This is a genomic window from Halomonas sp. LBP4 (assembly GCF_003202205.1).
Taxonomy (GTDB): Bacteria; Pseudomonadota; Gammaproteobacteria; order Pseudomonadales; family Halomonadaceae; genus Halomonas; species Halomonas flagellata.
Genome location: NZ_PDOG01000001.1, coordinates 562,184 through 576,985 on the forward strand (window position 1 = coordinate 562,184; position 14,802 = coordinate 576,985).

The window sequence follows — 14,802 nt, forward strand, 5'->3', positions numbered from 1 at the left end:
GTTCACAATATGCGTACTCTTTTGGGTTGTCAACCATGGTATGTGAACACGGATAAGGGCGGAACTGAGGCGTAACCGCTGATGTACACACTAAGGAACACGCAAGAATGACAGTTCCAGATCGATACCGAGCAACCACAGACAATGCCTTGGAGCAATCCTCAATTTCTTACCGAGAACGTCTGGCATGATATGATTTTTTCATGCAGATTGAACGCCACCGTGAGTTAGCATCACAAGAAGGAGTAAACGATGTGGGATGAGATACCACAGATTGAGCACCACACTGCCTCAGGACTCCTGCAATACTTTATTGCTCAACAAAGTGCTAATATCATTTATAGAGGACTAGGGCATCAGGCTTGGACCCTTAGCCCATCAATTTCTAGAGCTACAGGCTCGCGTAAATTGGATGCTGTCTACGCCGATGACTCAAGAGCCTTCAAGGAAATTGCTTATTTAGCAAGATTCGTAAATGCTTGCGATGATGCGGGACTAAAAGTCGCTGGAGACAGTGACCAGCTTAGAGAGTTTCTCTTAGAGCCACGAGGTCCAAATAGTCGCGGGCATGTCGTGGATTTATTTCAGTACCCAAGCCTTTGGCCGTCAGATGGTAATGCTGTATTTCACTTTCTTGCACAAGCCCAACATCACGGTGTTCCCACACGACTCCTAGACTGGACAACCTCGCCGTTAGTTGCTTGTTACTTCACTGTTTCCCAAGCTATACATGAGCGAAGGAGGCTATTTTCAGAGAAAAAATATGCAAATCTAGCAGAGTGGAGACTGGCCATTATTGAGCTTGATACGATGCAAGCAGCACCATTCAACGAGACGTTTAGGATCAGACATGCTCCGGGCTCCACCAGCCAGAACTTGGCCGCCCAGAAAGGGCGCTTTACGTTTATCAAAGGGTTTGAGCTTGATAACCTTGATCTTTTGAATCATAGGCTTTCCCATACTTACCTGAAAAGACATCTTCTTCCTCTTTCAGCGGCATACAACTTGATGCGGCAGATCGAAATGTTAGGAGTGACTACAGCGACACTCTTTCCTGGCCACGACGGTGCTGCGAAACACTCAATTGAATCCATGCTGCTTGAGGACTTGGACCAAGAAATTAGGAACTCTTACGCCTTCAAGGGTAGCAATTAAAAATGCCACCATAGCCCCCGCGAGATTGACCGCAAGTTCAGCATATCGGGGGCATGGCTTAATTGGCGGGCGCCTTGTTCGTGGTCATCACCCACTTTATTTCGCAGTTCACCCAGCCCCAGAGGCAATGCCTGTGAGCATGGGGATAAACGGCCCGATGATCCCCATCACGTTAGAGCCAGTGCTGATGAACTGGCCGAGCTTCTGCGACATTGTTGGGCTATCTCCTTTAGCCTTCTCCATCTCATCCACCAAGGACGAGAGCTTTTCTCGCAACTCGGCATCATCAACCTGAGCAAAGAGTTCAGACCTAAGGTCATCGAAGACGCTGTCGCTAGTGTCAATTGTGATGTTTACCGAATGGTCAGCCGAGCTTTGGTTCACCCTCGCGTTTGGGCCATAGATGTTGTAGGTGACAGAGGGGGGAAGCTCGTCGACTGGAGTTTTATTGCCACCAGCAGCGACCGCATTGCTACCTTGCTCACCCTCTCTTCTTACATCCGCTTGAAAGTGAGGCGGGATACCTTGCAAACCGGGACTGTAACCGGGCTCATCAACAACATACCTCTCTGGCTTCCCGAAGGGCATCTCTCTGATCAGGACATCCCCCGGTTCAAGAGGATGCTTGGCCTGGAGATGAATCTTCCTCTTCTGTACCGATGCCTTGACCGGACCCAAGGTTTCACCGTCAGGCTTCTCGATCTTGACGCTGTCACGGTAAAGATCTTCCAGTCCCATGCTTTCCCCCTGCGTTCATTGAGATTTACAACACAGATACACAATAGCACTGAGGAGGTGCCACCTGGGATAACGCATCAACGCTGCCCCAGTCGGGTGGCGAGCCCCACAGACAGCGATTGTTGAACCCCCTGCCTGAGGACCGTATTATCAGGGAATCGGTGGCTACGCCAATGGCTACAGATGTGCCTACAGATGGCTACCGATGACAGATAAAGAGTTGATTTTAAAACACATTGTCGAATGACGGGCGATTCCCTTCACCCGCTCCAGGCACCATCCAACTAGTTGATCATCCGGATTTTTCCTACCTTTAATACGGCCCTGGTCAAGCGCGTGGCCGAGATGTGCGAACGTTACGAGCGCCCCGTGGCGACCTGGCAGCAGGCCCGCGAGATTCTCCAGCTCGACATGCCCTGAACCACGACCGGGTTTCGCGAACACGGCCGCCCGGCCCATCCCGGGCAGCCTGGCAATGAGTCACTCCATGGCACTGTTTCTACTCGTCTTCGCCGTCTGCCTGCTGATCTTCGGCGGCATGATCGCCATCCTGTTGTTCTCCCGCACGCCCCGCTACCGCACCGAACCTCGCCATCTGCTCGACCTGTTCGACAAGGCACTGGAGGACCGTGTCGACGAGGGCGAATGGAACGCCATCATCGACTACCCGATTCGCCATGACGACTACCTGGACGGCGTACGCCGGCGGGCCCGTCGGCTGATGGAGGAGCACGGCCGCCACTGGCGCAAGGCGCAGGGCAGCCCGCTGCTCGACAGCACCGGGCGGGAGGAACTCGCCGCGCTGCGCAAGCACCTCGCCGCCCATGCCGACCTGCAGGAGCGCCGGCGCCATGAGACATGAGTTCCGCCACCGCTTCGGCTAGAATGTGGGCTCATGCCGACACCGTCCGGGACGGGGACCGCCATGCCCAGCTTCATCCGCCAGATTCCCCTCGACACCGCCACCCAGCACCACGACCACGACTTTCACCAGGTCGTGATCGGGCTGCGTGGCCAGGCGGAATTCGAGATCGAGGGGCTGGGCGGCTCGATCACGGCGCTGTCGGGCTGCATCGTGCCGGCCAACCACGTGCATTACTACGCCGGCACCGGCGACAATCGCCAGCTGATCCTCGACCTGCCCGCCCAGGCCCCGTCGCTGACCGGCTTCCACCACGAGCTGGCACGACTGTTCGACGCTCCGCGCTTCTTCACCCTGGATGATCCGCTCAGGCGCTATCTCGACTTCCTGCTCCACGAACTGGCCGTTTCCCCGGCCTCGGCGACCGCCACCCAGGGCGACCGCCTGGCCGCCACCCTGCTGGGCTGCCTGCACGCCCGCCTGGCCGGTGGAGCCGAGCCCGACCGCCACCGGCTGGACCTGCAACACCTCGACCGCTTCATCGAGCGTCGCCTCTCGAGCCGCCTGAGCGTGGGCGACCTGGCCCGCGAGGCCTGCCTGAGCGAGGCCCACTTCCGCCACTGCTTCCGACAGCAGACGGGGCTCAGCCCCTGGCAGTACGTGCGACGCAAGCGCCTCGCATCGGCACGGCGGCTGCTGGCCGAGAGCCGGCTGCCGCTTTCCGAGGTCGCCGCCCTCACCGGTTTCGCCAACCAGAGCGCCCTCTCCAACGCCTGTCGCGAAGCCTTCGGCCAGTCACCCAGCAAGCTGCGACGGGTCGGGCATCCCGCGTCGTCGCGGACCGCGGCGCTCGCCGGGCATTAGACCAAGGTCGCACTCCAGGGCGCCCGCGCACCGATAACCGCAGAATCGACAAGAATCTCCGCGGAATCGGCAAGCAGCCATGCCCATCGCCTCCTAAAGTCAGGGTAAAGCCGTTTTACCTGGCGCATCACGCCTGCCACGAATCCGGCCCACCGCGTCAGACGACTCCACCAGGAATTCTTTCATGCTCAATTCCAACAACATGCTGAATGCCACCACCTGGCAGCAGGATCTCGACACCCTCTTCGCCCGCATCAGCGACCACTACGTGGTCGACGAGGACGCCTTCGTCGGCGAGCTGATCGACACCCTCAGCGCCAACCCCGAGGACTTCCGTCGCATCGCCGGCAAGACCGCCGAGCTGGTGCGCGAGGTCCGGGAGATGGATACCGCCGTCGACACCATCGACGAGTTGCTCCAGCAGTACAGCCTCGATAACCACGAGGGGCTGATGCTGATGTGCCTCGCCGAGGCGATGCTGCGCATCCCCGACAAGGCCACCGCCGATGCCCTGATCGAGGACAAGCTGGGCCCTGCCGACTGGAAGGCCCACCTCGGCCAGAGCGAGTCCTGGATGGTCAACGCCTCCACCTGGGGCCTGCTGATGACCGGCCGGGTGGTGACCCTGGACAAGCCGAAGGACGGCAAGCCCTCGAGCTTCATCAACAGGCTGGTCAATCGCATGGGCGAGCCGGTGATCCGCCGCGCCATGGTCGAGGCCATGAAGATCATGGGCAGGCAGTTCGTGCTGGGCCGCGACATCGACGAGGCGCTCAAGCGCTCCAAGCCGCTGTTCGACAAGGGCTACACCTACTCCTACGATATGCTCGGCGAGGCCGCCCGCACCCGCCGCGACGCCAAGCGCTACTTCGACGACTATGCTCGGGCCATCGAGCAGGTCGGCAAGACCAGCCGCTCGCTGTCCGCCAAGACGCCCACCCCCTCGATCTCGATCAAGCTCTCGGCGCTCCATCCGCGCTACGAGTTCGGCCGTCGCGAGCAGGTGCTCGAGGAGCTGGTCGGCAGCGTGCTGGAGCTGGCCGGCCTGGCGCGGGAGCTGGGCGTGGCGGTGACCATCGATGCCGAGGAGGTCGACCGCCTGGAGCTGTCCCTGGAGGTGTTCCGCGCCGTCTACGAGAGCGTCACCTGCCGGGGCTGGGGCAAGTTCGGCCTGGTGGTGCAGGCCTATTCCAAGCGCGCCCTGCCGGTGCTGCACTACCTCAACCGCCTGGCCGAGCATCAGGGCGACGAGATCCCGCTGCGCCTGGTCAAGGGTGCCTACTGGGACAGCGAGATCAAGGAGTCGCAGCAACTCGGCGTGGACGGCTACCCGGTCTACACCCGCAAGGCCGCCACCGACGTGGCCTACCTGGTCTGCGCACGCTTCCTGCTCTCCGACGCGACGCGTGGTCGAATCTTCCCGCAGTTCGCCACTCACAACGCCCATACCATCAGCGCCATCCTGGAGCAGGCCAACGAGGTCTCGCGCGCCTTCGAGTTCCAGCGCCTGCATGGCATGGGTGAAGCGCTCTACGACGCCGCCCTGAAGCGCGCCCCCCGGGGCACCTACTGCCGCATCTACGCGCCGGTCGGCGCCCACAAGGACCTGCTGCCCTACTTGGTGCGTCGCCTGCTGGAGAACGGCGCCAACTCCTCCTTCGTCCACCAGCTGGTCGACCCCAAGGTGCCGGTGGAATCGCTGTGCGTGCACCCGGTGGAGACCCTCAAGCAGCACAAGACCTATGCCAACAACAGGATTCCCTTGCCCAAGGACATCTATGGCCCTGACCGTCGGAACTCGAAGGGAGTGAACCTGAACATCAACAGCCAGTACCAGCCGCTGATGGACGCCATGGCCAAGCACATGGACACCCGGTACGAGGCCCGCCCCCTGCTGGCCTTCGACGTGGCCACCGACCCGGCCCTGGTCCACGAGGTCACCAGTCCCCATGACCGACGCCAGACCGTCGGCAGCGTGCTGTGGACCAGCAAGGAGCAGGCACAGCAGGCCCTGGACGCCGCCTGGGCAGCCTTCCCCCGCTGGGACGAGACCCCGGTGGCCGAGCGTGCGGCCATCCTGCGCCGCTTCGCCGACCTGATGGAGGAACACCTGGCCGAGCTGATGGCGCTGTGCTCCCGCGAGGGCGGCAAGCTGCTCACCGACGGCGTCGACGAAATCCGTGAGGCGGTGGACTTCTGCCGCTACTACGCGACCCGCGCCGAGGAACTGTTCGCCAAACCGACCCGCCTGCCCGGGCCGACCGGCGAGTCCAACGACCTGGTGATGGGCGGCAAGGGCGTGTTCGCGGCGATCAGCCCCTGGAACTTCCCGGTGGCGATCTTCTGCGGCCAGCTGGTCGCCACCGCGGTGGCCGGCAACACCGTGCTGGCCAAGCCCGCCGAGCAGACCTCGATCGTCGCCCACCGCGTCGTCGAGCTGCTCTTTGAAGCCGGCATGCCGCGGGACGTGGTCCAGCTGCTGCCCGGCAACGGCCCCACCGTGGGCAGCGTGCTGACCTCCGACCCGCGCATCACCGGCGTGGTGTTCACCGGCGGCACCGACACCGCCCAGATCATCAACCGCGCCCTGGCGGCACGGGAGAACGCCCCGCTGCCGACCCTGATCGCCGAGACCGGCGGCATGAACGCCATGATCGTCGACTCCACCGCCCTGCCCGAGCAGGTGGTGGCCGACGTCATCCAGTCCGCCTTCCAGAGTGCCGGCCAGCGCTGCTCGGCGCTGCGCGTGCTCTACCTGCAGGACGATGTCGCCGACCGGGTGATCGAGATTCTCGAGGGCGCCATGGATGAGCTGCATGTCGGCGATCCCCGCGAGCTGGGCACCGACGTCGGCCCGGTCATCGACGAGGATGCCCGCAAGGGCCTCATGGCGCATATCGAGAAGCTCAAGGGCGAAGGCCGCCTGCTGGCCGAGACACGGCTCGATCCGGCCCACACCGCCCACGGTACCTTCATCGCGCCCACGGCCTTCCGCATCGACGGCATCGATGCCCTGGAGCGGGAGCAGTTCGGTCCGGTCCTGCACATCGTGCGCTACAAGGCCAGCGAGATCGACAAGGTAATCGACTCGATCAACGGCCGTGGCTACGGGTTGACGTTCGGCGTGCACAGCCGCAACGAATCCTTTGCCGAGCTGATAGCGCAGAAGATTCGGGCTGGCAATGTCTATGTCAACCGCAATATCATCGGCGCCGTCGTCGGGGTCCAGCCCTTCGGTGGCCAGGGCCTCTCCGGCACAGGTCCCAAGGCGGGTGGTCCTCACTACCTGCTGAGGTTTGCCACGGAAAAGACGGTGACCGTCAACACCGCTGCCCTGGGCGGCAACGCGTCACTGCTCGCGCTGGGAGACGAGTGACCCCGCTCGTCGAATCGACAACAACATTGAAGGAACTCTCTAATGGTTGAAAACAACATGGCCATCGGCATCACCTTCGCGATATATCTGCTGGTGATGCTCGGCATCGGTATCGTCGCCTACAAGCGCACCACCGACCTCTCCGACTACATCCTCGGCGGCCGCTCGCTGGGCCCCTGGACCTCGGCGATCTCCGCCGGGGCCTCGGACATGTCGGGCTGGCTGCTGTTGGGCCTGCCGGGTGCCGCCTATGTCAGCGGCATCTCGGCCAGCTGGATCGCCGTGGGCCTGCTGATCGGCACCTGGCTCAACTGGCTGGTGGTGGCGCGGCGCCTGCGGCTCTACAGCTTCAAGGTCAGCGATGCCCTGACCCTGCCGGAGTACTTCGCCAACCGCTTCCAGGACAAGTCACATCTGCTGCGCGTGATCTCGGCGCTGTTCATCCTGCTGTTCTTCCTCTTCTATACCAGTTCCGGCCTGGTGGCCGGCGGCCGGCTGTTCGAGACGGTCTTCGGCTTCGACTACCGCACCGCGGTCACCGTGGGCACCCTGACCATCATCGTCTACACCTTCATCGGTGGTTTCCTGGCGGTCTCCTGGACCGACCTGATCCAGGGCCTGATGATGGCCGCGGCGCTGGCCATCGTGCCGATCATCGCCTTCGCCGACCTGGGCGGGGCCAGCGGGGCCGGCGCGGCACTGGCCGCCGAGAGCGAGCACATGCTGGCCTGGTTCCGGGATGCCTCTACCGGCGAGGCGCTGTCGGTCATCGGCATCGTCAGCTCGCTGGCCTGGGGCCTGGGCTACTTCGGCCAGCCGCATATCCTGGCGCGCTTCGCCGCCATCCGCAGCGAGCACGACATTCCCGCCGCCCGCGGCATCGCGGTGAGCTGGACCGCCATCGCCCTGGTCAGCTCCATCGCCGTGGGCCTGCTCGGTGTGGGCTTCGTTCAGCGCGACCTGGCCGACGGTGAGACGGTATTCATGGTGATGGTCAACCTGATCTTCCACCCGGTGATCGCCGGTATCCTGCTGGCCGCCATCCTGGCCGCCATCATGTCCACCGCCGACTCCCAGCTGCTGGTCTCCTCCTCGGCGCTGACCGATGACTTCTACAAGGCCCTCTTCCGCAAGGAAGCCAGCCAGTCAGAGCTGGTCTGGGTGGGCCGCTTCGCGGTGATCGCCATCGCCATCCTCGCCTACCTGCTGGCGCTCAACCCGGACGCCACCGTGCTCGACCTGGTTGCCTACGCCTGGGCCGGCTTCGGTGCCGCCTTCGGTCCCGCCCTGATCATGTCGCTCTACTGGCGCCGCATGACCAAGTGGGGGGCGCTCGCCGGCATCGTGGTGGGCGGCGTGACCGTGGTGCTCTGGGCCGAGTTCTCCGGCGGGCTCTTCGACCTCTACGAGATCGTGCCCGGCGTGATCTTCGCCTATATCGCCATCGTGGTGGCGAGCCTGGCCACCGAGGAGCCGAGCGACGCCATCACCGCCGACTTCGACACCTTCGACCAGGCCTGATCACCGGCGCCCAGCCCGCAAGCAACACATGAAGCCGCCCAGGAGGCGGCTTCATGTGTTGGTGGCCGGGGCTTAGAGCATCAGGGCACGGATCACCACCACCAGGGTAAAGCCGGCCAGTGCCACCAGGCTCCAGGGTGGCGTGGTCATCCGCCTGAGCCACGGCCAGCGGGCCTCCAGCCCGAGCGCCTGCATGAAGGCCGCGCCCAGCGCCCAGATCCCGAGCCCCACCAACGGTAGCCGCAGCGGCAGCGGGAGACCGCGCAGCAGCGCCGGCTGCAACAGCAACCATCCGGCCAGGCCCGCGGCGAGCAGGATGCCCCCCAGCGTTATCCAGGGCAGACATCGACGTGTCTCGATCCTCATCACGGCTCTCCTTGTCGCCTCCCTCTAGTCAAGACGATTCCGGCCGAACTGGCGAGTCACACCTGCTGCAGTGCAGAAATATTTGTACAAGTTTTGCAACACCTCATTATCCTCTCGCCGCCGCCCTGAGGGAGAACATCGGTGATACACTCGCTATATCAGGATCGCCACGGCCATAACAATTTTTTACAAGACTTTTAGAAACAGCGTTTCCTATAATGGGAACGTCCAATGCCCGCCGGGCTATCCGGTGAGAAGTTTCTGGCTCGAACTAATGGAGGAATCCCCTCATGAGCAAGACCAAACTGATCTCTGCCGTCGCCATCGCTGCCGGCTGCGCCTTCGCCAGCCAGGCCGCCCTGGCCTATAGCGCCGGTGACATCTTCGTCCGTGGCGGCATCGGCAAGTCCGACACCCGCTCCGACAACGGCGTCGTCGACAGCATCAGCAGCGGCGAGCGCGGCTTCACCTACGGTGCCGGCTACCTGTTCCACGACAAGATCGGCGTCGAGCTCAACGGTTCCGAGAAGATCGAGCATGACTTCTCCGCCGGCGACCTGTCCGGCAGCTTCGACCGCATGCCGGTCAACCTGCTGGTCAACTACTACCCGCTGGGTGGCCTCGACTCCCGTGTCCAGCCCTACGTCGGCGCCGGCCTCAACTACACTCGCTTCTCCGGCGAGCCGGAAGGCATCGACGCCCGCCGCAACTACGGTGCCGTGGGTCAGGTGGGTATCGATCTGGCCGTGACCGACAACTTCATGCTCAACGGCTTCGCCAACTACGCCGACGTCGAATCCCGCCTGTCGGTGGACGGCGAGCGCATCGGCAAAGCCAAGGTCGACCCGATGACCATCGGCGGCGGCGTGACCCTGCGCTTCTGAGCGCACCGCCCGTCATGACGAGGCCCGCCAAAATTGGCGGGCCTCGTGGCGTTTCCGGGTAGCGACACGACGTCAGCGGGGCGCATGCCGCGACAACCCCAGTTGCCCCAGGGCGTGGTCGTCGAGGCCGGCCACGGCCTCCACCGCCGCCAGGCGGCGGTGGTAGTCGGGGGTCAGGAAGGGCTCGCCGGCCAGCAGGTGCTCGAGATACTCCCGGGCCGGCCGCAGCGCCTCGGCGGTGGTGCCCTGCGCGGCGATATAGACCCAGGCCTCGATGGCACCCTCGCGGGTCGTCACCGGCAGGCGATGGCGATCGTACTCGCGAGGATAGCCCTCGAAGGGATCCATCAGCCGGATCTGTTCCGGGTGCTCGAGCTCGAACAGCGCCCCCTCGACCCGCGCCCCCGTCACCGGTGCCACGTTGGCATGGGCGATGCCCACGACCTTCGAGGCCTTGTCGAAGCGCAGGGCATGGTCGTGCAGGACCCCGGCGAGCACGCGGCGAGTATCGCCGATGCGCGCCGCGACCCGGGCCGGGTTCATGTTGCTGCCATAGGCGAAGTAGTAAGGCATGTCAGGTTCGGCTCCCGGTACTAGTTTTCGGTGACGAGGCGATCGATCTCCTCGACCACCTTGCGCATCAGCAACCGCTCGCTGGTCCGGGCCCCCTGCTGGGCCAGGTAGGCGTCCACCGCCGGCGCCACCTCGCACTTCGCCGGCAGGGGCGCGGCCTCCTCGACCAGGGCGTCCAGGCGAACGATGAACACGAAGCGCAGCCACTGGGGCAGCGCCATGGTGTCCACGCAGAAGGGTTGCACGCTCTCGAAGGCCTCGGGGTCGGGGCGCTCCATGCTCCACAGGTTGGTGGCCCTCATGGTGGCCTCGAGCTCCCGCAGTGCCTGCTCGAGCTCCTCGTGAACGGTCATGGGGTGTCCCTCCGGTATGTCTGTCCCTTCATTATCTCGCGCCCACCCGGTGAGGGCCAACCGGGATCAGAGACCCCCCGAAGCCGATGCTCGACCCACTCGGGCCCCAGGGAGGAGGTCGGTTCGTCGAACAGGATCACCTCGACCCGGGCCACGGCCAATAACCGCTGATCATGCCTGCCATAGGCCAGCTGTGCAGGAAGTTCATTCACAGAATCCCTGAACGTCCCTGTGGATAATCGTTGGAAAGGTGTGTCATACGCCGGTAAGCCGGGCCTTCGCCACCGCTGATCAGGAATTGACCAGCGCGGTCCCGCCGCCCTGCTCGCTGCGGGCTGACAGGACGCAGGCGCCACGGTAGAGTGCACGGTCCGAGAGGAGGGAGCATGCAACCGATTCACAGCCTTCATGATTTCTTCGTGCGCAGCGGCGCCGAGGTGTACCTCTACCACCTGGGGCGACGCGTCGAGCCCTGCCCCCTGGCGACCCTGGCCGCCTTCGAGGCCGACGAGCTCGCCTGGCCAACCCCCTGGCGGGGCGAGGCGCGCCTCGGCCTGGTGTTCCGCCTGGGTGACGTGCGAGATCCGCTGATCTGGTTCCTGGCGCTGCCCCTCGACGAACAGGGCCGGTTGGTGCCGGCACCGCGAGACGCCTTCGTCCAGCGCCTGCTCGAGACCCTGGGCCGCAGCGTCTCGGCCGTGGGCCGCGGGGATGGCGCCGAGGTCGACAACCTGATGCAGGACAACCCGCTGGCCTTCACGCCCGCCCTGCCCTTCCAGGCCATGCTGCACGCCCGGGCCAGCCTCGACCTGGGCCTGCCAGCCAGCCAGCACCTGGAGCCGGTGGAGGCCTATCTGAGCGGCCAGCAGGCGCTCGACTGGCAGGCGCTCGGCCTGCAGGGCCTGGCCGACTTCGCCGTGCGCATGGACGAGGAGGCGAGCCGAAGCCTGGCCGCTCGCCTCCCCGAGCTGCCCGGCCAGGTACTCGTCTCGCTGTGCTACTGTCTCGAACATGTGACCATCGACGACGACCTCGCCCGGGCACTGCGCCAGCGCGGGGAGGCGGCCGCCTCCGCCGGTGACATCGAAGGCTTCTGTGCCTGCGTGCGCGCCATGGGCGGCGCCTCGGCGACAATCGCCGGCCCCTGGTTCGACGCACTGCTCGACGACCCGGACGCCTGCGGCCCCGACCTGCTGGCGGCCATCGCCGGCCGTGGCTGGACGCACCTCGAGCACGGCGAGCGCCTGCCGCGCTTCCTCACGCGCCTCGCGGAGCAGCGGGAGGTCGACTTCGCCGCCCTGATACGCGACCTGGCGCTGGTGCCACGGCTGCGCCTGCCGGTACTGATGACGCTGCGCGAGGCCGAGGTGGACAGCGCCATCGGTCGTCGACTGGCCGGGCTGTCACGCTGAGCGCAGAGACCTGGGAGCGAGACGATGAAAGAACTGCCCTACACGCCCAAGGCGGTGATCGGCCGTCGCGAGATGATCACCCTGCCGGAGCTGCACCTGACCCTGTGTGCCAAGGCCGACACCGGGGCTCGTACGTCGGCGCTGCATGCCGAGGACATCGAGTCCTATGAAGAGGACGACCACCTCTGGGTCAGCTTCACCACCCGCAGTGCCGGCCCCGGAACCCCGGCGCACGTCTATCGCCTGCACCTGCATGACCGGCGCCTCGTGACCAGCTCCAACGGCCAGGCCGAGTGGCGCTACGTGATCCGCACACCGATGCGCCTGGGCGATCTCGAGTACCCGGTGGAGCTGACCCTGTCCGACCGGCGCAACATGCGCCACCCCATGCTGCTGGGACGCCGCGCCCTGCGCCGCCTCCTGGTGGCCCCCGGCGCCGCCTTCCTGCACGGCGAACCCTGACCCCCCGGCAATCGACCCGGAGTCCTGCATGCATATCGCGCTGCTGTCACGCAACCGCAACCTCTACTCCACCCGCCGACTGGTGGAAGCGGCCGAGCAACGGGGCCATACCGCTCGGGTGGTGGACACCCTGCGCTGCTACATGAACATCGCCTCGCATCGGCCCTCGATGCACTACAAGGGGCAGGAGATCGAACCGTTCGGCGCGGTGATCCCGCGCATCGGCTCCTCGGTAACCTTCTACGGGTGCGCGGTGCTGCGCCAGTTCGAGATGATGGGCACCTATGTGCTCAACGACTCGGTGGCCATCACCCGCTCCCGGGACAAGCTGCGCTCGCTGCAGCTGCTCTCGCGCAAGGGGCTGGGCCTGCCGATCACCGGCTTCGCCCACTCGCCGGACGACATTCCCGACCTGATCACCATGGTCAAGGGGGCCCCCCTGGTGATCAAGCTGCTGGAGGGCACCCAGGGCATCGGCGTGGTGCTGGCCGAGACCAACCAGGCGGCCGAGAGCGTGATCCAGGCCTTCATGGGCATGAAGGCCAACATCATGGTTCAGGAGTACATCAAGGAGGCCAGGGGGGCCGACATCCGCTGCTTCGTGATCGGCGACAAGGTGGTGGCATCGATGAAGCGTCAGGCGGCCGATGGCGAGTTCCGCTCCAACCTGCACCGCGGCGGCACCGCCAGCGTGATCCGCATCACCCCGGAGGAGCGTTCCACGGCGATCCGTGCCGCCAAGGCCATGGGGCTGCGGGTGGCGGGCGTCGACCTGTTGCGCTCCAACCACGGCCCGGTGATCATGGAGGTGAATTCCTCGCCGGGCCTACAGGGCATCGAGGACGCCACCGGCAAGGACATCGCCGGCCTGATCATCGAGCACATCGAGAAGAACGCCGCCACCCCGCGCAAGGCCCCCCCTAAACCCAAGGGTTAATTGCGGGAAAAGCGCCCGAACTTGTAAAAAGGGGAAATTAATCGCTCCCGGGGGTAGCAAAACAGTGTTTCCCCCGCCACAATCGCCGTCACCGGAGGAGGTGACCGCTCATGTTTCTCGACAATCGCCAAGTGGCGATGGACAGCGCCCTCGAGGCGCTGGCCGACAGCATCGACTACTTTCAGGACAATCTGGAGCGCCTGCGCCCATCCCTGCGCGACGCCCTCAAGCCCCACTACGAAGCCAGGGCGAAGTCGATGCACGAGTTGCAGGAGCTGGCCCGCAAGCACCTCGCCCTGCTGCCTCGAGATGCCGATGTCGAGCGAGACGACTACATGTGGCTGTGGAGTCGGCTGAAGAGCTTCGTCGGCAACGACAGCCAGGTGCTGATCGGCGAGCTGCTCGAACAGGAGCGGGTACTGATGCAGGCGCTCTCCACCCTCTTCACCCACCCCCTGCCCGAGCCCATCGAGCCGGTGATCGAGGAGTGCTTGAAGGGCTGCCGGGCACTGATCCGCGAGCTCTACGCCTCCCAGCAGCGTCAGCGCCGCTGACCGCCGGCCACCTACTCCTCGACGACGGCTCCGTCCAGCACCCACGCCTCCCAGGAGCGGGGCGCGATCTCCAGCGGCTCCAGCGGGCCGAGGAAGTAGGGCTCTCGGCCCCAGACGTAGAGATCCCCCAGGGTCGCCACCCGGGCGATCCATTCCCGCGCCTGCAGCCGCCAGACTCCCCTCACCGGCCGCGACGGCACCGCACAGCCGGTCACCTCGAGCCCCAGGGTGTCGGCAATGTACAGCGCCCGCGGCAGATGCCACGCCTGGGTAATCAACAGCGCCCTCTCCACGCCGAACACGTCACGCGCCCGGGTCAGGGTGTCGAAGGTACTGAAGCCCGCATAGTCCAGGGTCATGTCCTCGTCGCGGACATGGCGCCCGCGCAGGTCGCGCCACATGGTCACGGGCTCGTTGTAGAAACGGGTGCGGTTGTCGCCGGAGAGCAGCAGGTGGTCGACCCGGTCGAGGCGAATCAGGCGTGCCGAGGCGCTCATGCGGGCATCGAAGTGAGGGTTGCGGACGCCGCTGCGGGTCCAGTGGGAGGTGCCGAAGACGATGCCGACCCGCTCCGCGCCGCACAGCGGCAGTTCGTGCTCGATGCGCGCCTGGGTCTTGCCGAGCACCCAGAGGTTGCCGGCCACGAACAGCAGTGTCGCCAGGAGCAGCAACGCCCCCAGCGACATCAGCAACACCTTGAAGAACCTCAACAGCAGCGCGTGCATCGAACTCCCCGGCCGCGAGG

16 protein-coding genes are annotated in these 14,802 nt (G+C 64.7%); 11 read left to right on the forward strand and 5 right to left on the reverse strand.

Going from position 1 to position 14,802, the window contains the following annotated elements; translation table 11 throughout:
- Positions 1–252 precede the first annotated feature (252 nt).
- Entirely contained in the window at positions 253–1,155 is a 903-nt protein-coding gene (locus CR157_RS02665; protein ID WP_110281982.1) for an FRG domain-containing protein, read from the forward strand.
- A gap of 108 nt (positions 1,156–1,263) precedes the next feature.
- Here CR157_RS02665 and CR157_RS02675 read toward each other — a convergent pair whose 3' ends face one another.
- On the reverse strand, positions 1,264–1,893 hold the full coding sequence (locus CR157_RS02675) for a hypothetical protein (protein WP_110281983.1): 630 nt from the start codon (positions 1,891–1,893) through the stop codon (positions 1,264–1,266).
- A gap of 288 nt (positions 1,894–2,181) precedes the next feature.
- Here CR157_RS02675 and CR157_RS02680 point away from each other — a divergent pair, with 288 nt between their 5' ends.
- The 5 genes from CR157_RS02680 to putP all read left to right on the forward strand — a co-directional run bounded on the left by CR157_RS02680 (position 2,182) and on the right by putP (position 8,516).
- The gene (locus tag CR157_RS02680) at positions 2,182–2,313 is read left to right on the forward strand and encodes a 3-keto-5-aminohexanoate cleavage protein (protein WP_219999867.1); all 132 of its coding nucleotides are present in this window, start codon (positions 2,182–2,184) and stop codon (positions 2,311–2,313) included.
- A 67-nt stretch (positions 2,314–2,380) separates the two neighbouring features.
- Positions 2,381–2,755 carry a hypothetical protein gene (locus CR157_RS02685; RefSeq protein WP_110281984.1) on the forward strand — a complete coding sequence of 125 codons (375 nt, stop codon included), beginning with the start codon at positions 2,381–2,383 and terminating at the stop codon, positions 2,753–2,755.
- Positions 2,756–2,818: 63 nt separating this feature from the next.
- Entirely contained in the window at positions 2,819–3,619 is an 801-nt protein-coding gene (locus tag CR157_RS02690) for a helix-turn-helix transcriptional regulator (protein WP_110281985.1), read from the forward strand.
- Positions 3,620–3,803: 184 nt separating this feature from the next.
- Positions 3,804–6,995 carry a bifunctional proline dehydrogenase/L-glutamate gamma-semialdehyde dehydrogenase PutA gene (gene putA, locus CR157_RS02695; RefSeq protein ID WP_110281986.1) on the forward strand — a complete coding sequence of 1,064 codons (3,192 nt, stop codon included), beginning with the start codon at positions 3,804–3,806 and terminating at the stop codon, positions 6,993–6,995.
- Between the two features lie 42 nt (positions 6,996–7,037).
- Positions 7,038–8,516, forward strand: coding sequence for a sodium/proline symporter PutP (gene putP, locus CR157_RS02700; RefSeq protein WP_110281987.1), 1,479 nt, complete (start codon positions 7,038–7,040; stop codon positions 8,514–8,516).
- Between the two features lie 72 nt (positions 8,517–8,588).
- Here the strand turns inward: putP and CR157_RS02705 are convergent, their stop codons facing one another.
- Positions 8,589–8,882: a hypothetical protein gene (locus CR157_RS02705; protein WP_110281988.1), complete on the reverse strand. Its 294-nt coding sequence runs from the start codon at positions 8,880–8,882 to the stop codon at positions 8,589–8,591.
- A 290-nt stretch (positions 8,883–9,172) separates the two neighbouring features.
- Here CR157_RS02705 and CR157_RS02710 point away from each other — a divergent pair, with 290 nt between their 5' ends.
- Positions 9,173–9,766, forward strand: coding sequence for an OmpW/AlkL family protein (locus CR157_RS02710; protein ID WP_110281989.1), 594 nt, complete (start codon positions 9,173–9,175; stop codon positions 9,764–9,766).
- A 72-nt stretch (positions 9,767–9,838) separates the two neighbouring features.
- On the opposite strand, the gene CR157_RS02715 is transcribed toward CR157_RS02710, so the two are convergent.
- Together CR157_RS02715 and CR157_RS02720 are read right to left on the reverse strand one after the other, a co-directional pair.
- Entirely contained in the window at positions 9,839–10,339 is a 501-nt protein-coding gene (locus CR157_RS02715; protein WP_110281990.1) for a gamma-glutamylcyclotransferase family protein, read from the reverse strand.
- Positions 10,340–10,359: 20 nt separating this feature from the next.
- Positions 10,360–10,692, reverse strand: coding sequence for a YqcC family protein (locus CR157_RS02720; RefSeq protein ID WP_110281991.1), 333 nt, complete (start codon positions 10,690–10,692; stop codon positions 10,360–10,362).
- A gap of 386 nt (positions 10,693–11,078) precedes the next feature.
- Here CR157_RS02720 and CR157_RS02725 point away from each other — a divergent pair, with 386 nt between their 5' ends.
- From CR157_RS02725 to CR157_RS02740, 4 genes are all read left to right on the forward strand, one after another.
- Complete coding sequence (locus tag CR157_RS02725) at positions 11,079–12,104, forward strand: DUF3549 family protein (protein ID WP_110281992.1); 1,026 nt, start codon at positions 11,079–11,081, stop codon at positions 12,102–12,104.
- A 24-nt stretch (positions 12,105–12,128) separates the two neighbouring features.
- On the forward strand, positions 12,129–12,566 hold the full coding sequence (locus CR157_RS02730) for an ATP-dependent zinc protease family protein (protein WP_110281993.1): 438 nt from the start codon (positions 12,129–12,131) through the stop codon (positions 12,564–12,566).
- Between the two features lie 28 nt (positions 12,567–12,594).
- Complete coding sequence (rimK, locus tag CR157_RS02735) at positions 12,595–13,503, forward strand: 30S ribosomal protein S6--L-glutamate ligase (RefSeq protein WP_110281994.1); 909 nt, start codon at positions 12,595–12,597, stop codon at positions 13,501–13,503.
- Positions 13,504–13,613: 110 nt separating this feature from the next.
- Entirely contained in the window at positions 13,614–14,057 is a 444-nt protein-coding gene (locus CR157_RS02740) for a hypothetical protein (protein ID WP_110281995.1), read from the forward strand.
- A gap of 11 nt (positions 14,058–14,068) precedes the next feature.
- Here CR157_RS02740 and CR157_RS02745 read toward each other — a convergent pair whose 3' ends face one another.
- Entirely contained in the window at positions 14,069–14,782 is a 714-nt protein-coding gene (locus CR157_RS02745; protein ID WP_110281996.1) for a SanA/YdcF family protein, read from the reverse strand.
- Positions 14,783–14,802: the final 20 nt, after the last annotated feature.